Annotated in this window: 10 protein-coding genes; all 10 read right to left on the bottom strand. The window is 43.1% G+C overall.

The genetic code is table 11. The annotated features are described in order from the left end of the window. Nucleotides 1-257: 257 nt before the first annotated feature. Nucleotides 258-1,148 (bottom strand): YitT family protein, encoded by an 891-nt coding sequence (locus K6V26_RS23160; RefSeq protein WP_129697078.1) that lies wholly within the window; start codon nucleotides 1,146-1,148, stop codon nucleotides 258-260. Nucleotides 1,149-1,321: 173 nt separating this feature from the next. Beyond that, nucleotides 1,322-2,464: a glycoside hydrolase family 43 protein gene (locus tag K6V26_RS23155; protein ID WP_224264000.1), complete on the bottom strand. Its 1,143-nt coding sequence runs from the start codon at nucleotides 2,462-2,464 to the stop codon at nucleotides 1,322-1,324. A 4-nt stretch (nucleotides 2,465-2,468) separates the two neighbouring features. Then, nucleotides 2,469-3,353: a TIM barrel protein gene (locus tag K6V26_RS23150; protein ID WP_009860359.1), complete on the bottom strand. Its 885-nt coding sequence runs from the start codon at nucleotides 3,351-3,353 to the stop codon at nucleotides 2,469-2,471. Nucleotides 3,354-3,473: 120 nt separating this feature from the next. After that, complete coding sequence (locus K6V26_RS23145; RefSeq protein WP_224263999.1) at nucleotides 3,474-6,590, bottom strand: glycosyl hydrolase; 3,117 nt, start codon at nucleotides 6,588-6,590, stop codon at nucleotides 3,474-3,476. A 112-nt stretch (nucleotides 6,591-6,702) separates the two neighbouring features. Further along, complete coding sequence (locus K6V26_RS23140; protein ID WP_224263998.1) at nucleotides 6,703-9,360, bottom strand: alpha-L-rhamnosidase; 2,658 nt, start codon at nucleotides 9,358-9,360, stop codon at nucleotides 6,703-6,705. An 8-nt stretch (nucleotides 9,361-9,368) separates the two neighbouring features. Further along, on the bottom strand, nucleotides 9,369-12,041 hold the full coding sequence (locus tag K6V26_RS23135) for a glycoside hydrolase family 78 protein (protein WP_224263997.1): 2,673 nt from the start codon (nucleotides 12,039-12,041) through the stop codon (nucleotides 9,369-9,371). A 51-nt stretch (nucleotides 12,042-12,092) separates the two neighbouring features. Next, entirely contained in the window at nucleotides 12,093-14,645 is a 2,553-nt protein-coding gene (locus tag K6V26_RS23130; RefSeq protein WP_224263996.1) for an alpha-L-rhamnosidase-related protein, read from the bottom strand. Nucleotides 14,646-14,736: 91 nt separating this feature from the next. Beyond that, nucleotides 14,737-17,637, bottom strand: a complete 2,901-nt coding sequence (locus tag K6V26_RS23125; protein WP_224263995.1) for a glycosyl hydrolase — start codon at nucleotides 17,635-17,637, stop codon at nucleotides 14,737-14,739. A gap of 76 nt (nucleotides 17,638-17,713) precedes the next feature. Next, nucleotides 17,714-19,258 (bottom strand): RagB/SusD family nutrient uptake outer membrane protein, encoded by a 1,545-nt coding sequence (locus K6V26_RS23120; RefSeq protein WP_224263994.1) that lies wholly within the window; start codon nucleotides 19,256-19,258, stop codon nucleotides 17,714-17,716. A 13-nt stretch (nucleotides 19,259-19,271) separates the two neighbouring features. Further along, on the bottom strand, nucleotides 19,272-22,325 hold the full coding sequence (locus K6V26_RS23115) for a SusC/RagA family TonB-linked outer membrane protein (RefSeq protein WP_224263993.1): 3,054 nt from the start codon (nucleotides 22,323-22,325) through the stop codon (nucleotides 19,272-19,274). Nucleotides 22,326-22,391: the final 66 nt, after the last annotated feature.

The following is a 22,391-nucleotide window of genomic DNA, read 5'->3' as shown; positions in this document are numbered from 1 at the left end:
TTTTAAATATAATTGATTTAGATTGCGTACTAACAGAAATAACATCCGGTTCTATAAATAATTTTCTGCCTTACTAATCTGTTTACGAAAGCTATCGGTAATATAATCGATAACTATCAGTAATATTGTCGACAGCTATAAATAATATTACCGATAGCCATCGACAACCAGTTAGTAAGGCAGAAAATTATATACAAGACGGTATCTGAATAGAAGCCGAACCCTTATAAATAAATCTATATAGCTATTATATGGAATTATTTTACTTTAATATGGTCGAACCCTTCGCCATACACACCGATGACGGCACTCTGAGAGACAAATGCTTCCGGGTCTATATCTTTAATCAAGCGGAAAATAGTTGTCGACTCACGCTTCTTGGCCAATACGAACATCATCTTCACTCCCAACCCGGTGTACATTCCGGTCCCGTCTATCACCGTCACACCACGGTGGAGATCTTTATTGATGCGATGTCCAATTTCTTCATATCTCTTGGAAATAATAAAGAACTGTACAGACTGGCGGGCACTGTTTACCACCTGGTCAAGCACAAAGCTGGATATATAAAGTGTGGCAAAACCATAAACGACCTTTTCCCAATCATGCAGTACAAAATAACTGGAAGAAATGATAATCATATCCGTCATCAGAATAACACGTCCTAAAGTAATATCCCTGTATTTATTTATAATAGCAGCGATGATATCCGTTCCTCCCGAGCTGCCGTTGGCCGAAAAAGCGATACCAATACCACTTCCGCAGAAAGAAGCACCGATGACACAAGCCATAAACGGTTGGTCTTGCAACAAATGCAGATTAGATGTAGCACTCTGAATAATGGGAAGGATAGTGGTCATCACCAGTACGGCAAAAATAGTTTTCACACTGAACTTCCATCCCAGAACAATAAGAGAAGCGATCAGCAACCCGCCGTTAATTGCAAAGTACGTATACTGCACATTTATTCCGGTCGCCCAATACACGATAGAGGCGATACCAGGCACCCCTCCGGTAGTAATATCATTAGGCAAAAGGAAAACAGTCCACCCAATAGCATAGAAAAGCATGCCAAGAGCGATCATTAAATAATCGTGCATCTCTCTCAGCATTAACTGCCTTGAGGTAATTGATAATGTTGGTTTCATTTTAAATGTTTATTATATATCCATATTATAAAGATCACCTATCTGCCAAAAAAATTGCAGCCCCGCAAAAACGAAGCTGCAAAATTAATGAAGATTAAATCAATTTAGCGGTATGATTTCGATGAATTTACAAAAACATATTGTTAAATTTCAAATACAACAGGACAACGACATCAATAACTCCATTTATCCTGCCATTCGATGATCGGCTGATCTCCTTTAAAACGGATCGGAAGCCAGATGTAACGCCCGTCGATTGCATTCTCGGGCGTCCAGCGGTCACCCATATAGATGAACTGTCCGGGCTTACCGGGAGCCGGCAATACATAGGTACTCTGGGAATGGAAAGAAAGGTCGGAGCCTTCACCGACAAACGGATTCTCCAATTCTTCCCAAGGCCCCCAGATAGAAGGTGCGACAGCCGAACGACCGGCATTCGGGGCCCAACCTGTACAACCGGACATGATCAGATAATATTTTCCGTCACGTTTGAACATCGCCGGTGCTTCCATGAAACGTCCGGGGAAAAAGCGGGCATACGTACCGGAATAATTAGTATAATCGTCCGTCAACAGGGAGATATGCAATGTGCTGTTCTCTTCCGAAGAATAAATGTGATAAGCCTTGCCGTCGTCATCAACAAAAAGGTTCATATCACGCGCCATCTGTCCGCCTTCCATATCACGGCCCAGCAGATTCAGACTGTCCGGGTGAGCCGGCAGACTACCGCCGGTAAACTGGCTTTTATCCGATACAGGAATAGCCTGTTTATGAATATCCTGCACATTTGTCGGCCAGGAACCGGCATTCGGACGCACGGCACGAAGAAATTTATAAGGACCTGCCACCTTATCGCTTACGGCAATACCGCTGAGCGCACCGGAATATCCTGCCCCTTTAGGCTCCAGGTGGAACCACATCACATAGTTGTTATTCTTTTTATTATAAATTACTTTAGGGCGTTCCAGGATACATCCTTTCGCTATGCTATGTGTAGAATCGTCGGTCACAACCGATAAGGCAACGCCTTCGTCTTTCCAGTTATATAAATCTTTGGAAGAGTAACAATGGACTCCCACCAGCGCATTATTTCCGGCAGTTCCTTCCGTTTTATGCTCGCCGAACCAATAATAAGTATCGCCGTCATGCAGGATTCCTCCGCCATGCGCATTGATATGCACACCGTTATTATCCGGCCATAGTTCGCCCGGGGTAAATGCACCGCCAGCCTGTTCCGAGCCGGACTTTCCTTTACATCCTGCAAAAGCAACAGCAAACAAAAGGAAACAGAGTTGTATAATTCTTGTCTTCTTCATATGGCTAGACATCACAAATACGAATACATTTCTCCAGGGAAGCTATCTTATCCTGCTGACGGGGAACAAACTCCTGCCCTACAAATCCTTTATACCCGGTTTCTACCAACGCTTTCATAATTGCCGGGTAATAAAGTTCCTGGGTTTCGTCAATTTCCGCCCGTCCGGGATTACCGCCTGTATGGATATGAGAGAAGTATTCATGATACTTTCGGATATTTTCGATGATATTTCCTTCCATGATCTGCATATGATAAATATCATACAAAAGCTTAAAGTTTGGTGATCCGACACGGCGACATAATTCTACCCCCCAAACAGTATGGTCGCATTGATAATCTTTATGGCCTACACTGTTCAACAACTCCATCGTCAGGACCACATTATGTTTTTCCGCCAGCGGCATCAGACGTTTCAATCCTTTCTCACAGTTTTCCCATCCCTGAAGATCAGTCAGTCCATTCCGCTTTCCGGAGAAGCAGATCAAATTCGTCAATCCGGCTGCCGCCACCTGGGGTATTACCGCTTCATAACTGGCAACCAGTTCGTCGTGCAATTTAGGATCGTTAAATCCACGATCGATACCCAAACCGGCCCCTTGGCACATAGCGACAGTCAGGCCGTGTTTTTGTACAACCGGCCAGTCTTTCGGGTCGAGCAATTCGATCGATTCGATTCCTATATTTTTACATATCCCACAAAATTCTTCCAACGGATAGTCACCGAAACACCATTTACTAACGGAATGGCGTACATTACCCTTCAACGGTTCCTTTGTTTCTGCTTTTTTCTTTTTAGCGGGATTTGCTGCTTCCAAACCTGATACGGCAAGTGCTGCCCCGCCTACTAATGCGGTCTTAATGGCTGTTCTTCTTGAGATGTTTTCCATGTTATTCAGAATTGATAATTAATTAGATGGTACAAATATAAAGAAAATGAATCATTATCAAACACAAAAAAGCTCCGATACCCCTAAAGGATACCGAAGCCTTTTTATGTCAATAGTTTTTTAATGTACCAAATCGAAATCAGTCATCAAACCATAATCCAGCATCTGATATTCACTACCTGGAATCTGCTTGTCTATGTTTTTCCAATGCCACGGAGAAGCCAGACCCGGGGCCGGATGACGATAATGCGGACCTAACAGGTTCTTATGGCTACCGATCACCCGGACATCTACTTTATTTTTACCCTCTTTCAGATAAGGGGTTATATCCAGACGATACGGATCATAAGCGATTATTCCGGCTTTCTGATCATTCACATACACTTCAGCCAAAGTACCTTTCCAGTCATTCAACTGAACGGCATACGGGGTTGAAAGAGATTTCACCTCATATTCTTTGGAATAGCTTACTCCCCAGGAATAGAACGGTTGTTTCTGTGCCTTCCAGCTACCTAACGTAAGATTCTTAACCGGAGCACTGATACTCCATCCTATTTGTTCAGGAATAACAGCAAAATCACCCACTATATAAACCGGCTCTATCTCTGCAAAAATACTCATCGGACTCACACTCAGTTCTACGGTATTTATTCCTGTTGTCACCTGGCCGCCTATCGAATAGACGCCAAAGGAGCGGTCCAGCCACCATTCTCCCGGTATCGGTTTCACCTGTTCGCCGTTGATTTTAACAGTAAACAATTCGGGACGTTCCGCTACCAGTTTCATGTTTGAATAATCGAACTTGTCATTTACTTTAAAGCGGTAAGTCGTTGTGAAACCTCCGGTTTTAAACGTATCCCGGTCTAAAATATTCCGTTTATACTGTACCGAAGTATTCCAGGGATTGCCATTCGTAAAACCATATTCGCGGAAAGCGATATCGGCAGCCTGCGCAAAATAGACATTCTTTGTTGTTTTCCCGTTTACACTCACATCACAGAAATCGACATTCAATGCATTATCCTTCAAACGAGTAACCTGAACCGGACTAATAGCCTGAACCGGGGTAGAGCCGGCAACAGCCGGTATTTCCGGATAAGATTTCAATGAACCTTTCGAACTATATAACAATAAACTTCCAGCCGGTTCCAAATGGAACTTCATCGTCAATTTGCCATCCGCCTTTGTCGATGGGTACGTATAAATATTTCCACTCATGGCATCCATTTGCACTGCCGATTTCCCGTTAACGGTAACCGTACCGTCAACAGCCTCATCCATGGAAGAATTAACCAGGAACAATAATTCCCCGTCGGTAAACTGACGACGTTGATGGTATAAGTTACCTCCGCTAAATGAGAACCGGCAATCTGCATTCGAAAATGTGTCCCGGATAACCTCGTTCGTCAACCGGGGAACAGACGTTACAGACTGACCGCCAAGCAGAGTCTTCCAGGCTGTATTTTCTGCTCCGTCAACCAGCGTCGGAGAAGAAAAAGTTACCACACGGCCACCTTGTTGTACAAAATTCTGCAATAAATCAAATGTCGGCTTGTTCAATGTCTCCATCATCGGAGGTAATACAACGGTCGTATAAGCGACCTTACCTACAACGAACTTGCCATCGGCAACAGCCCCATGATCTTTTATGATATTCTCAGAACCAAGGTCATATTCTACCTGCCCTTTTTCCAGAGTCGTTATAAAGTCCTGGAAAGCCTGGCCTACTTCCATCAGTTTCGGGCTACTCTTGGTATGTGAATAATAACTCCATAAAGTTGCATTCGGCTCTATGACCAATATATCATTCTGCTGGACACCTTTACTCATCAACAATGACAGGCGGGCAAAATAATCATTCTGCGACTTATAATCGGCCCACCAGGGTGAATGATAAGTAAATACCGGCGGATAGTCGTATTTACGGGCACCGGTCAGTGTCATATGTGCCAGATGCTGGTTCATAAAGTTCACACCCAGGACATATTCCCAGTCACCAAGCCGTTTGAAATCCTTGAAAGTTTCATCCCAGCCTCCGCCACCATATGTTTCACTCAATGTACGGGAATATCCCATCTGGTTAGCCACACTACGCAACTCTTTTACCGAACGGACATTACCAAACTGTGCGACAGGACTTTTCTCATCAAACTGATTGAACAGCATATCAATCGCCGGCGTCTGATGCCAGGCATACATAGCCATATTATCCGGTCCGTCATTCATGTAAGGCCAACCATGTTCCCAATAATGGCCGGTCCATTCCAGCTTGTTTTCCTCGCAATACTGGTGGAAAGGCTTTGACCAACGGTCGATAAACAACTGCAACAAAGTCTCCATATAGTTATGGCGTACCTTCTTCCAATCACCTGTTTCTTCCTCCAGCAACGGTAATAACGGTTTCAGGTCATATCCCCACTTCTGCAGAAAGACTTCAAATAAATCCGGTGTCCATCGTAATCCGCCCGGACTGCTGATGTTCGGTTCATCAGAAAAGATACCTTTGATAGATGAGCCGAAATCCTCTTTGAACTTTTTCTCATATCCATTCTTCATCGTTACTTCCAGGAACTTTTCCGTTACTCCCGGAACCAACAGGTCTACATATGAATAACCTCCGTACCAGTCAGACTTACCCATATAAGTTTTCTTATACAGGTAATATTCGCCTTTAGTTCCTTTATAGTCAGCTATTTGGTCTGTAATATCTTTCCAGGCATCGTTTTCCTTTTTTAAACACATGTAATAAGGGGCTGTATCCTCCGGCAGTAATTCGGCCTTTGTCAAAGCCAATCCCTGACCCTGATTATAAGACTCAGGCATTTCCTGTGGCACATGCCCACCGGCAAATCCGCTTGGATAGGAGTTCTCATCATAAATCCAGACATTCATACCTATCTCTTTTCCGAACTCTACCGCATGTTTATAAAGAGAGAACCATTCATCTCCCAGATATTCTGTAATCATACCCGGACGGGGATGAATGAAAAGACCTCCGAAACCGGCCTCTTTCAGCTCGCGCATCGTACGCTCTACTTCGGCCTCGGTCACTTTACTATTCCAGACTGCCAGCGGGGCACTTCTAAAATCAGCAGACGGATCCTTAAAATCCTTTTCTATAGTGGCAAAAGAATCCTGGGTTTGCACGCTGGTATCCTGACAGCTAACCAGACCAAATGATAGGGCACTTCCTGCAATAACACCGGATAAGTATTTTACAATGTTTTGTGCTTTCATATACTTAAAGATTTATTAGTTTGTACAAAAGAATAGATTAAACCTTTCTTTTAAATTATAAAATTGACAATTTAGTTGATAAAAATGATATTTCACTACTGCCTGTCATTCCCTACAGAACACATGTAATCCGATAATCCCCTGATTGCATTTCCAACTGATCCAATTTGTCCGACTTTACATCATTAATCGAAACACTTTTAGCTTTGACAGGTAACAAAACCGTAGCTTTACAGCCAACAGGAATACTCAAATCCAGGGTAAAAGATACGTCCGTCTTTTCCCATTTTACATCTAACATTCCGAAAGGAGTTTCTTTCGCTGCTTTCACCCATGAAATACCTTTTACCAATTGAGGCTGAATAAATACATGCTTGTATCCCGGATTCGCTTCGTCTGGGTTGATACCTCCCAAAGCCTGGTAAAACCAGGAGCCGATACCGTTATAACAGTTGTGGATATGGCTACGCTCTCCGTTCCAGTGCTCCCAGGTCGTAGTCGCTCCATTATCCAGCATATACAAATAGCCCGGATACTCTCTCTTCTTCAACATTCCATAGATAAAATCGGCCTGTTTATTCTTCACAGCCCATTCGGTTATTACAGGAATCCCCACCAGCCCTGTTGCCAGATGTCCGTTAAAACGGTCTTTCGTAACACGATACAGGGTATTTCTGACATCAGACTGTTCATCTTCCGGTGTTGCACCGACCAGCATCGGATAGATTAAATCGATCTGCGTACCTGTAGCATAACTCTTCTGCCCGGGATCATAAAACGTTTTATGGATAAGCGTATTCAGGTCTTTATATTTAGCCGCATACGCCTGTTTATCCTGTTCCTTTCCCAATACATTCGCTATCTTACACATCGTTTGATAGCAAACCGATATATAGCAATTATCTACGACATCTACCGATAAAGGATTTGTTTGGTCGATCCCGGTCGGAGTAGCCCAATCACCTAGATACCAATTTCGGTAATCGGTGTTCGGCCATGTTTTCAGCAGACCGTTCACGGTATATTTATCCACATACTCCAGCCATTTTTGCATATAAGGATAATAACGTTCTATCAAACGACTGTCTCCATAATTTACATAAGTAGCCCAGGAAGCTGTAATGATAAATCCGCACCAGTACGGACCTCCTCCTGCCATATAAGGATTAGGGGCCGTATGAGGCATACCTCCGTCTTCTCTCATGCAATCCGCCCATGCCTGCATCCAGTTCATGTATAAAGGAGTAAGGTTATACATTGTCTGAACGGTCTGCGTCGAAGCATTCCCGTCGCCACCATACCCCAATCGTTCGATCTGGGGGCAGTCTACCATATAACCACCTAACGTCAAACAACGGAGTGTATAGTGGATCATATCGTGAATTGCATTTAAGTCCTCATCCGAACAACTAAAAGAAGCACTTCCTTTATAATCTGTATGGATCAAGCAAGCTGTTATATCGGTTAGGGCCGGAGCCTCACTCAGATTCGTCAGTTTCAGATACCGATAGGCCTGGTAATTGAACTTATTAACGAAGCTCTCCCCTGCTTTACCGGAAGCGATATAATAATCTTCATAAAGTCTGTCTCTGAACTGCCCCTCTTCGTTCAAAAAATCACAATAGCTAATCCGTATCTTCTGACCGGAAGCCAATGCCGGAAACTTAATTTTCGTCCACCCCGTAAAGTTCGTTCCCATATCGAAGATCCAGGCTGTGTCACCGGATGCCTGGCATGATACCGGATGGAACTCTTTCTGAATCCGGTTCAACTCAGCCATTTGCGGTGTAGCCTTATGGACCGGTATCGAAGCTACTTTCACTTTTTCCCATTCAACGCTGTTCAATGTAGAAGCAGTTAAATCCGGAAGCAGTTCGGAAGCCGTTACAACCTCACCGCCAAACTGATGCGGTCTCCAGTTTCCAGTCGAGACATAACCGCTTTTACGAGCCAGCCAGGAATCATCCGTAACCAGAACCGTAGTCCAACCTCCTTCGTCTCTGCTTTCCAGTTGGGCGCGGACAAACGGACCACCTTCCACTACACCCGGAAGGCCGTCGCGGTACCACCCTTTACCCAACCAGAGAACAATCTCATTATTACCTTTCCGGACAAGTTCGGAAATATCATAAGTAACGATCAGGGAACGTTTATCGAACTGGGAGACAGCCGGTACCAATACAGCATCGCCAACATGTTTTCCATTGACATATACCTCATGATACCCCAACGAATTCACATGGAGTAACATCTTTTCTCCAGGCGTATTACATTGGAATGTTTTTCGGAATAGCGGCGATTCCATTTGACCTTCGGCCTGGTTCATGCCGATATATCGGGCAGTCCAATCTTCCGGATGCAACAATCCCACTCCAAAACAAGCAGGTTCACTCCATGCGGACACATTCCCTTCTCCGTCCCAGACGCGCACTTTCCAATAAGAAAAGCTCCTGGAACTTAAAGGACTTCCCTGGTATAAAACCCCATTGGATTTGTCCGACTCCTTCTTTCCCGAATTCCACAGGTCTGCTTTTCCTTCCGACAAATACTTTTTATCCGAAGCGACCAGTATCTGATAAGCTGTTTGTTCGGCACCTTGTTCCTTTGAATTTAACACCCAACTGAAGTGAGGAGAAGTATTGTCGATTCCCAACGGCTCATTTAGGTTTTCACACTGCAAACCATCGACCTCCAACGACGAACGGGTACTGCACGAAACGACTAACAGCGAGATAAATGCAAATAATACTTTTAAAGAAATTCCTTTCATATCCGTAATTATTTATTTACCTCAAATTTATAAGTACCTGCAATCAACTCTTTAGGAGTATTTTCCCCTTCCAGATGCAATGTAGCCGTTGCACCGGGAGGCACAGTTACTTTATAAATAATTTTATCACCCACTCTTTCCCAAGCTGATTTTATCAACCCGTAAGGAGAATTATAAGAAGCTTTTACATAGGTTAGTTCTTCTACAAAATGAGGTTTTAGGATCACATTCTTAAAACCAGGATTCTGCGGATCGACATTAATCCCCGCCAAGGCCTTATAGAACCATGCTCCAATTTCACCATACATGATATGATTCTGTGAATATCCCCAGGCAAGGCCGTTGTAATCCCAGTTTTCGTAAAGAGTTGTTGCTCCCTGGCGCAACCAGTTTCCCCATGAAGGATAATCCTGTTGGGTTACCATACGGAATGCCTGCTCTACATTTCCTGTTTCCGTCAATGCGTTGAGGATCGTTTTACATCCCATAATGCCGACATCCAGATGATCCTTGTCCGTCTTTACCCGTTTGGTCAACTGTTCCGCAACCTTTTCTTTACAGTCTTCCGGGACTATACCCCAATATAAAGGCATACTAAGCTCCGTTTGATAGCCGTTGGCATAAATACCGGTTTCCCTGTTCAGGAACTTTTCATTAATCGCATTCTTTATCTTTTCGGCTGCCGCTTTATAATGTTCATGATCCTTTTCGAAACCAAACAATTTGGCCGTACGGGAAACGATGTCTGCATTTTTGTAATGATAAATAGAAGCTGTCAGTTCCTTATCTGCAACCGACTTATGAGGGACCCAGTCACCCAGACAGTGATCTCCGATCAACCCTTCCGGATACTTATTCAGCCAATAATCCGTATGCATCTTCATTGCTTCATAATTATCTTTCAAGCAAGTCGGATCACCGTAAAACTCATACAAGGTCCAAGGAATAATGGTCATCGAGCAAGTCCAGTCAGCGATATCGCCTCCCCAGCCTCCGGAAGGAATGATACAGCGTAACCGTCCTCCGTCATACATATTATCCCGATGGTCTGCCATCCATTTTTCATACAGGGTAATTGCATCAAAACTATACAAGCCCGTTTCAATAGCCAGATGGGCGTCACCCGTCCAGCCATTTTTCTCACGATGAGGACAATCGGTCGGATATCCGACCAGATTCGACAGATACGAGTAGTTGGTCGCTTTCAATAATCTGTTAACAAACGTATCAGAACACTCAAAAGAACCGTTTACCGGAGTATCCGTGTGTATAAAATAAGAAGTAAGATTTTCTGTCGACAGATGCAAAGGCTTATCCGAAGATATCTCTGCATATTGGAACCCTTTATAATTAAAACGGGGCATATATTCATTCGTATTGCCATCCAATATCAATATATCCGTCTGGAACAGCTCGTCTTCCGGATGAACGCCATACTTCAACGGTTCATTTACATTTTGATAAAACAGGGTGTTATTATCGTCGAATAATCGTTTTCTACGGGAATCCAGTTGTTCGCCATGACGTACTTTTACCTTTGTGCCGGGTATGCCTTTCGCAGTGAACTTCGTAATACCTGACCAATTCTGCCCAAAATCACATAAATAGAGCGTATCGCTTATTTTCTTCAGATCGACCGGTTTGCAATATTCCGTGATACGGATCGGATGCATCGCCTGAGAGGTTATATTCGTACAAGGGATAGCAACCTCTGTCGCATTCTTCCAGGATGAATCGTCATAAGATACGGTATTCCAACCCGGTAATTCCTTTCTGAAATCATAATTTTCAGCCACATAAATAGCATTGAATGTAATGGGACCGCCTTTCACCTTGAAGCTTTCATCGGATGCCAGAATCTCTTTTGTCCCGTCCGTATATGTTATATACAAATTCAGACAGAAAGAAGGACGCTTACGCCATGGAGCTTTATCAAAGGACCATTCGGCAACCGGCTGATGGTTATACCAGCCATTCCCGAGAATTACACCCACTGCATTATCTCCTTTACTCAAAAGATCAGTGACATCATACGTAACATACAATAACCGCTTGTCATAATCGGTAAAAGCGGGGTCTAAAAAGTGATCACCGACCTTATGCCCGTTAATGGATAATTCATATAATCCGGCTGCCACTATGTACGCTCTTGCCGATTGGACGTTCTTGTCTAATCTAATAGCTTTCCGGAAATAGGGAGTCTCACGGGACTCTATATCCTGTCCATCTGAAATAAATCTTCCCTTCCAGTTTGAAGGCGTCAACATACCTGTTTCAAAAGAAGAAATTACTTTCCGGGATTCCTGCTTGTCTTTGTCCCAAACAGTAACACTCCAATAATATTTCGTAAAAGGCTCCAAGGCTTTCCCTTTATAACCAGCCATCGTTTTTCCGTCTGCCTTTTTCTCCTGCCACAAGATCTTCTTTCCTTTGGACAAAGCGACAGAATCTTTTCCTACAGTGATCCTGTAGGCGGTTTGAACGGCTCCGCCCCTGCTATCTTCCAGATGCCACGAAAAACGCGGAGCCTGGCGGTCGATACCTAACGGAGCAACCAAATGCTCGCATTTCAAATCTGTAGGCACACACTCTCCGGCTTTCTCCTGCGCCTTTAGTCCACAGATGTTTACAGAACATAAAAACACCATAACCATCCCCCTAATAATCTTATCCTTTTTCATCTCCTAATGAATTTAGTTAACAAACTATTCTCTATCATGCAAAGATACGTATCAAGTATATTTCAAATGGAGTTCGTATTTTTCCTGACCTTCCATCTTATATACTTTGATTCCATTTTTCTCAGTCCGTAAGAACGGTAATTTGATTTCTTCCCGTGCATCCAGCCATAATTCGACAGACACTGTATCCGGGATCCTCAACCGAAGGGTCCGTTTTCCTTTTTTTCCCTGCGAATAAAAATGTACCGCTCCTTTTGCTGTGTATACATCAAAATCTACTTTCTCCAGGCTACCTGGTTGCGGCTCTATTTTTATTTTATCTGATCCTCCCTTTATCGGGTAAATACCGGCTATCCCCTGGCTGAGCGCAATCAAAGGATGCATGGCACAATGACTCCACTGAGAACCTTCATCTGGATAAGCAGTCCAAAACTCCTGCAATGTGTTATTTTCCCAAACAGAGCTCATTCGTCCCCATTTCGTTCTCAAGTCAGATAGAACAGATTCAATCTTCCTGTATTTAACCAATGCCCACAGACGCCACACGGCATTACACGGATATGATATACCTAACTCAGCAGGAGTCTGTTCCAATATTTCCAATGACTTATCTATAGAATTACCCGGACACAGATCATAGATCAATGCCGTAGCCAAAGAACGGTCACAATAACGTATCTCTCCTTCTTCCTTTATCCAGGGCAGATTATTCACATAAACTTTCCGTTCCTCATCCCAAAACTTACGGATACATCCCTGAAGTATCCTACTACCATAAGCGTCAACTCTATCAGCTTCATCCTTATCTCCAAACAAACGGCACAAAGGAGCCAAAGCATTCCTGCACATTGCTGTAATATAAAGATTTAACGCCAATTGTTTATGGCTGTTCTTTTTATATGCCTCATGATCGATGTAAACCGAACACATTCCTAAGTTTTCTGCCGGCACCAATTGCTCTTCTTCATTTGTCAGCGAACAGAGAAAAACAAAAAACTTAAGAAGTCTCGGATAGACTTCTTCCAATCCCTTTAAATCACCGGTATACATGTAATAATGATAAGCATCGAAACAAAATCCGATACTATGATCCAGAATAGGGCCCCAACCGGTCAATTGCATCTGCCGTTCCATCGTACGTGCCAACCGGTCCCAGGCAGGCCAACTATCCATAAAGTATCCGTCTATGGAAGATCCCTGGCTGAATGTATTTATATACCGGAAAGGAAGCAAACAATCTCCCATTGTCTGAAAAACAGCATGTAACTGATGGCTACCATCTCCGCTGTATTGTTGCCTTTCCCGCGCCATTCCATCAACCAATGTTTCCTGAGCACAGTTGTATAATGTATTTACTGCAGCATTCACAACCTTTTGAATAGTATCGTCTGCTATAAATATAGCAGGTTCTTTTTGCCAGGGATATACTCTACGGCGCATACCGACCGAAGATATCCTGACCGGACGATTAAAGTTACGAATATGTAACTGAAGCCATCTGAAACTCTCGAAATCAAATGTTTCAAATGTATTAACCCCTTCTTTACAAACAAACCGGGTCCAGGAGTTAAAATGAGAATTTATAATAGCGGGACCTCCGAGCCGATGTGCTTCATGTACCAACAATTCCACAACAGTTCCTTCCGGAGCGTCAATAGTAAAATAAGGCCACCCGACACCTTGTTCACTAAAAGAAAAGGTCAGTGCTGCTGCATTGTCTCCATTCGGCTCCACCAGCCACTCGTCTTCAGACTGCCCGACAACCGGTTGGTATATAACATCGAAAGCATCGCTGACCAACATATCAAAATAATCTTCTGCCGGTCTTTTCCAGTGAATCCACTTGGATTCTTCCAATTTAGGTTGGGTCACCGAATATTCCCGCATCAAAGGAATACTCCTCCGACGTATCTCCGACACGTTCCTATCCCCGAATATCTCCCAGGCATATTCCGGGACCCCATTACAGACGGACGGATAACGCCCGTCATCACTCGCAACCAACGCTTTTACCCAATCTGCATTCTGTATAAAGTCAGGCGTATCCCATCCATACGGATAAAGCCGGGCATCAAAAGTTTCCTGTAAAGAACGCAAAAACCATCGTTTATATTTTCCGGGTTGCCAACTACGAGATAAATAGCTGAACCACGAGTCGTCCGTCAATATTTTTTGTTCATCGATATCCAGATTCATAATAAATCCGGGCTTTCCCATCGGAGAAGTTCCATCACCGGTTCCAAAATAACATACTTCGACGGCTATCGTATTTTTTCCTTCGACCAAATATCCAGCCAGATCCAGCGGATCGGCTTCCTGCCAGCGGGGATCAGACGGAGCAGGTCCCCATTGCACTCTTTTCCCGTTCACAAACAAACGATATCTGCTGTCCGCCAGTATCCATCCATCCGCTTTTGACGGTTTTTCTTTCAGTATGACATCTTTCCGGAATAAAATAAAAGTGTTTTGCAGTGTCCGGTCGGCCGGATACCAGATCCATTTCGCAGGAGACAGATCCAAAGCTCCATTCCGGTCTTCCTTCGCAAAGGAAGACATACTCACGAAAAATAAAAGTGTTATAAATAATACCTTATGAATTGTCATACTACAAAATCATTTTATCTGGATGAAACAAATATCTACAACTTATCTAACTTTTATAAAAGGACTATAAACACATGAGAATCTACTCACACTATAATCCGCGCAATATATTAACCGGCCCAAGTAAACCAGAGTCAGTCAACGGGGTACTTCCTCTCAACATATCGAAACGGAAAACATCATGTGTTTTTGTAAAACGCTTCTCTACCGGCAATTTCCAGTCTCCAATCACCCGGTTCGCCCATAGATTGACAATATCAATCTCCAAAACATTCCCTGTATCCTTTATACAATCCGTAATATCGACACGCCAAGGAGAGCACCACAAAACACCCAGTTCCTTACCATTTAAACGAACAGCCGCCACATGCTTGACATCACCCAAATCGAGAACAAGCCTTTCACCTGCGTGAGAAAACTTTTTCTGCACATTCCCCATGTCAAATACCTTCCGATAAGTAGCTTTACCCGAATAATACTTAATCCCTTCTTCCTGACTATCGATCCAGTTAGAAAGCTTATCAAAACGTACTTCACCGGGACCACCCCAGTCTTTGTCAAATAAAACATGCCATGAGTCGCTTAGCTCTTTGATCTTCTCATATTTCAAGAAATTAGGAACTCCTTTGCCGGAACTATTCTTAGAAATAGATTTGCGGAAAACAATAAAACAAGAGCTATACGGCGCCAATTCCAACGACAAATCGGTAAGTCCACCTTTCTGTTCAAAAGAACCTGCATCTCTCATCTTACCCGTTACCGGATCCCATATCTCCGGTTGTTTCCCAGCAACTCTAAAAGAAAAATCTCCAATTTCGGTACTTCCTGTACGATTAATCACAAAATAAATTTCGGACTGTCCATCCACCCGATGGATATAATCAAACTTTTCAGGTTCATGCTCCTGACCTGTATAAGAAAAATCAGGTTGTATGCCATCTGCAAGCAAAACTTCACGGGCTGTCTTCCCCCAGATGATACGTCCTTTACCAAACTTCCGTTCCGTACGAGTATTCCCATCCAGGTCACCCCAAATTTCTGTGGCGATCTCCTGCACCTCTCTGTCACAATCCGGATATCCGTTCAGTTCCGCCGACCTTTTAGGAGGTGCCCCGACTACAGTAGCCCCATCACTGATCAATTGCCGAAGTTTCTTGATTACCGCCAAAGACATGGCATCCGAAGGATCGGATAAAACCTTCAACTGTTGATAATGCCCTACTGCCTCACATATCTCTTCTACAGGAGAAACACAATTCTGAAGATATAAAAGACGATAACTCATACCATCAGGTAATACGATCCTTCCATCTTTGACGGACATACGTGTCAGTAGTACTTCTGCATTCGTATAATCACAGTCATAGCCTACCCCGAGAGTCGGCACAACATATTTAGGCGGAACCAGTACCGGCGGTCGTTCACCTAAAAAGAAACAAACATCGCCCACAAACTTGCCCTGCTGCAATAAAGACTGGCAACGAGACAAATAAGAAAAAAAGGCAGAAGACTGCTCCCACCAGGTTATGTTAGGAGTAAAATGCTGACCGGCACAAAATTCAAACCCGGGCTTCCCATCTTCCGGAGGCTGACAAGTTGCCTGATGTAACATAAAACGGTTTATACCTTCACAAAAAGCATCATTCGCATAGGGTTTTAAATCATAGGGGCCCAATGACCAGTGTGTACGGTCCTGTTCCATCTGTGTGAAAGCTTCCGCCTGCGCTTCACGCCGGCCATATATATGTGCAGCCGAAGCTGTTTGTTTCAAATTAAGTCTGGCACTTTTACGCGAATTCATTCCGTCTTCAGGTAATTTGTAATGTACCCAGAATTCGCCTGCCGGAATATCACAACGCCCCAAGTTTTTTAGTGCATCCTGGGGAGGTGTATCATTCGGTCCTCCGGCCTCATTACCTACATCCATACCATTTTCATGACATAATTCATAGAAATGTCCATAAAAATTCTCTGCGACACAATCTTGTATTGTTCTGTCAAAATCATCCCGGAAACGAGCCGAAAATACAGAATCATTCACTGTATATCCTGCCAATATAGCCATATATGGCTTTAAATCATATCCTCGGAAACGCCGGAATTGTTCCGGGAAGTCCTGAGTCCATGTAAGTTTTCCGCATTCCCAGCTATCTGACCACAAATAAGCCAATTTACCGCCGGCCTGCCGAGTCTCTTCGATAACCAATTTACCTAGATGGTCAAAATGATCATCCAAAGCAACCGTACTCAAATAATCTATTTCATATCCGTCTCCTCCTTCAAATGTATCGCCTTTAGGATATGCATGCCATTTACTCCAGGGATGTCCTGTCAATGTATATCCCGTTCGTAAAATAAGCCAGTCGCCTTCCGGAATATCCCAATGCAATCTCCCGTCAGAACTTATACAGTCCGTGATATCTATAGCTGTTTCCGGATGCACTGTTTTAGTTTGGCGTTCTATTTTAAATGCCTGAACCCATACATCATGGTAATAATTATCGACAGTTTCAGGTTGAGGAAATTCTTTAGAAAACGTTACAGGTCCGGTAACGATCTGTTCACTCTGAACTACTTTCTTCATCGCTTTATCCGGCGTAATCCAAGGTCCCATCATGGTCCAGCCTCCCGCCAGGTTAAATCCTATTTCAATATTCAAACGTTTAGCTTCCCGGATTGCATGCCGGTAAAGAGCACGCCACTCAGGACTCAGCCATTCAACACCTAATAATGCCTCTTTTCCGGCATATCCACCTGTACATATCAGATTAACGCCACTAATCCCTTTTGCTTTAAACTCTTCCAGGTCACGGGTTATAGAACCTTTATTCACACGATTATAGAGCCACCACCAATAGACCCTTGGCTTTGCATGATCCGGCGGTGAGACAAACAGATCACTAAGGTCACCTACTCTCTGACCTGCAACCGAATTGCAGCAAAGAAATATGACCAGTAAAAAGAAGATAAACCTTAATCCTGTATGTTTCATGGTATTTTTCTAATAAAAATATTAACAAAACAAGGAGATTGTTCTTTGTAACAATCTCCTCACTACTATCTATTTATCAATATCCCGGATTCTGTTCCAGCAAATAATTGATCTGTCTTTCTCTTAACGGGAAAGCGAATACCAAACGGTTTCCCGTTACCTCAAATGCAGAAGGAAGAATCCACTGATACTTTGCCTTCATCGTCTTTCCAAATTCGGTCATTGTTTCTATGGCTTTACCCGTACGGACCAAATCTGTCCAACGATGGTTTTCAAAGGCCAGTTCATGGCGCATTTCATCAGCCACATCCTCTGCCGTAACACTGGTCAGCGATTTCAATCCGGCACGGGTTCTTACCTCGTTAATATAAGGCAAAGCCTCTGCATTCCGATTTTGTGCTACCAAGTTTTCTGCCAGCAACAACAATGCCCCCGCATAACGGTAAACCGGGAAGTTATCTCCAGCACGCCCAGCATACTGATAAGGAGGATGATAATACTTCCGGATGAAATAGTAGAAATTTTTTCCAGTTGTCGGAGTAAAATCCGATACCGCCTTGACCGCTTCGCAAGTAAACTGTTCAGCGTCATCTGTCTTACCTTCTGCTACAGCAATGGAAGCATCCAAACGCTTGTCACCCGGTTCGTAAGACTGGATCATCTCTTCCGTAGGAACGCACCAGCCACCGCTTGTACCTGCATAGTTCGAAAAAGTGATACCCATCAGGAAGTCATTATTACTACATTTTGGAATCAAACGCCAAGGAATATCATTATGTACACCTGCATTGGAACCATCTTCGAGATACTGCACTTCAAAAATAGACTCTTTCGAGTTTTTATTGGCTGGATTAAATACAGCTTCATAGCTATCCAAAAGACCGTAGTTCATCTGCGTGATATCTTTCAAATCCTGTTCAGCCGCTTTGTAATCACGAGTAGGCTGTGACATATAACAATAAGCACGCAACATTTTAGCAGCTCCCATCGTTGCCCGGCCACTCTGCGGGAAAGTGTTTGCAACCGGCAATCCCAAAGAGATTGCTTCCGAAACATCAGTAAGTATTTGTTTATAAACATCTTCTACCGGAGATTTAGCTGCAAAAGCTTCCGCTTCGGTAGTCACTTCCTGCAACATAAGAGGAACACCGCCCCAATGTTGTACCAAATCGAAATAATAGAACGCTCTCAGGAACAAAGCTTCTGCCCTTACCGCTTTCTTTTCTTCTTCCGTCAATTCGGAAGCATCCAGTCTACCTAAAATCGTATTTACTCTGGCAATGCTGGAATAAACACCGTTATAACGGTCCGGACTCCAACCAACAGTTTCGTCATCTAAAAACAAAGCCAGTTTTTCTGTCGAGTTATAAGGACCTCTATCGCCACTATAGTAGGTATAAAATGTATTGTCTGAACGCATCTCATCCATAAATATGCCACTCAAGGCAATATTTCTCAAACCAGTATACGAAGCAACTGTAGCTTGTTCAAAATGATCTGCAGTTTTATAAAATGTTTCCGTCGTAATAGTTGTCTCAGGAGTCAGATTCAAGAAAGAGTCACTGCAAGAAGAAAGAGACAACACACTTGCCGCAAAAATATATATATTCAACTTTTTCATATTCTCATGCTCTTTAAAATTTAACATTCAAGCCAATTGTATAAATTCTGGCAACAGGATATGTTGTATGATCCACTCCCTGATATAATCCGCTGGTGTTCTTGTTTACCTCCGGATTCATACCCGGATAAGAACCTACGGTAAACAGATTTTGAGCACTTCCATAAACACGTATTCCCTTGATATAAGGATTTGATTTCATCGGAATCGTATATCCCAATGTGATATTCTTTAACGTTATGTAATTATTCTTGAATACCCAACGAGAATTGGTATATCGGAATAACTCGGTCGTACCCGTTCTTGTCCTCGGAATATAACCATTACCTGGATTATCTTCTGATCGCCAACGTTCTGCGACTTCCTTACGAACATTAAATACTCCGTCTATATTTTCCGTCCATTCATAAGTTCCGTCTATAATGTCTCCACCTAATGAACCGGTAAATACAATACTTGCGTCAAAATCTTTCCATGAGAAAGTATTAGTCATACCAAAAATACAATCCGGATTCGGATCACCAATAAAAGTACGGTCATTATTATCGATAACATTATCGCCATTCAAGTCCTTCATACGAACAGTACCGACCATAGAAGAGGCATGTTTAGGTCCGGCTTCATATTCTTCCTGAGTCATGAAAACGCCATCATAGACGTAGCCGTAGAACAGACCTAATGGTTTACCGACTTCCGTACGGTTGTAATCTTCCTGATTGTTATTACCGCCAATCGGCGTATTGTTCGTACCCAGCTTCATTGCTTTATTACGGTTAAATGTCAAATTCAAGCTGGTATTCCATTTAAACTTGCCTGTCATATTCTTCGTTTCCAAGCCAACTTCATGTCCCCAGAATCTGAATTCACCAATATTGGATTGGATGTTTTCGAATCCGGAAGAATAAGGAATATCAATCTGATACAACAAACCATCCGTTTTCTTCCAATAGTAGTCATAAACCAAGAATACACGGTCATTGAATAATCCTAAATCCACACCGAAGTCGAGCTGTTTGGTTGTTTCCCAGGTAAGGTCCGCATTACCGATACCACTTGTTCCACGTCCGGCAGAAATTCCGTTATTGAAGACATAGTTGTAAGTTCCGATCGTAGCCAAATGATTATAGTTACCGATATTATAGTTACCTACGATACCATAACTTCCACGTAATTTTAAATAGCTCAACCTATCGAATCTCTCCATGAAGCTTTCATCCGAAGTAATCCAACCGGCAGAAACAGAGGGGAAATTAGCCCACTTCGCATTCATACCAAAACGAGAACAACCATCCCGACGGAAAGATACAGACAGTAAGTATTTACCCATATAATCATAATTGGCACGTGCCAGATAAGAGATCATTGTCCATGAACTTCTATCACCTTCACCGACCTTTGTTGTGGCGGCATTGAACCAACCCACTTCATCATCAGGATAATCTGATGCATTGATTTTTGCATTTTCAGAGGTCGTCTTCTGAGTTGAATATCCGAGCAAAAGATCAACATTATGCTTATCCGCAAATGTCTTATTGTAGGTCAACATATTCTCGATCAACCAATTCACATATTTACTGGTACCATAAGAACCGACAGCCGGTTGAGGAGGAGCAGTGAACATGGCACCATTTGCAATAGAAGGAACCCATGATTCGGTTTGATCCGATCCCAAATCAGCATTTGCGCTGATACGATATTTCAATCCGTCTATAATTTTGACATCTGCATAGGTATTAAGAGTACCTCTCATTCTCTTTTTCGGATCGTCGCGTTCATTCAGCACGAGATAGAAGTTCGGATTGGCAAACATACCCGGTTGTGAATAAGATATCGGATATGTCCCGTCATCATTCTTGTATTTCAACTGTGGATCCATCAAGAAGGCAGAACCAATTATATTACGTCCGCCGCCCAATCCGGGAATAATCTGCCCGCTCATATAAGAACCTGATAAATTCAAGCCAAACGTTACACGGTCCGAAGCTTCATAGACATTATTGGCACGTGCCGAGAAGCGTTCCGAATAGGTATTGATAATAACACCATCCTGCTTATTGTAGTTCAGGTTCACAGCCGATTTCACTTTTGTAGTTCCTGACTGCAAACTCAGGTTATAATTCTGCGTCAATGCAGTCTGCAAAAGTACATCGTACCAGTCCGTACCATTCTGCAATGAAGAAGGATTCTGATAACATTCGGGAACTCCTCCGGTATAGCCTTCATACTTAGCCTGGTCTTCATAATACTCTTTTTTGAACTGGGCAAATTCCTGTGCATTCATTACATCGGGACGTCCTCTTTTTGATACTTGTGTTGCACCGAAATAAGCACTGAACTCGACATCAGTTTTTCCTTCTTTTGCTCTTTTAGTCGTTACCAAGATAACACCGTTGGCAGCCCTGGAACCATACAAAGAGGTAGAAGCAGCATCTTTAAGGATTGTAATATTTTCGATTTCTTCAGGACTTATCGACTCCAGTCCTGTACCTTCATTCGGAGTGATCGGGAATCCATCTATTACTACAAGAGGGCTGTTACCGCCATTCACTGAAGCAGCGCCACGGATACGGATAGCCATACCACCACCGGGTTCACCGTTTGCCTGTGTAATCTGTACTCCGGAGAATTTCCCCTGCATTTTCTGACTGATATTCGGAACTGGGATATCTTCCAGCTCCTCATTATTCAATTTGCTCATGGAACCAGTTACCGCACGGGCTTTCTGAGTACCATAGGCCACAACAACAACCTCATCCAGAGCTTCTGAATCTTCCGAGAGCTTTACTGCAAAAGTAGTTTGATTACCAACCACGATGTTTTGTGTATTATAACCAAGATAAGAAATTTGTAGTGTTGCATTACGGGAAATATCCAAAGAAAATCGTCCGTCTGCATCTGTAACAGTTCCGTTTGTTGTCCCCTTCTCCAAGACATTGGCACCGATAACCGGTACTCCCTCTTTGTCTGTTACAACACCCGTAATTTTCTTTTGTTGCTGACTAATTGTTATTGACACATCCTTCAAATTGGAGTCATTAGCCGCATATACATTTGCTCCTGAGAGCATGCTTAAAAGTAATAATGGAAGTGTGGACTTTAATATAGGAGTATATTTACCCCCCCCCCCGTTAAA

The organism is Parabacteroides goldsteinii (assembly GCF_020091425.1).
In the GTDB taxonomy this organism is placed as follows: Bacteria; Bacteroidota; Bacteroidia; order Bacteroidales; family Tannerellaceae; genus Parabacteroides; species Parabacteroides goldsteinii.
This window is presented reverse-complemented; position numbering and strand designations above follow the sequence as displayed.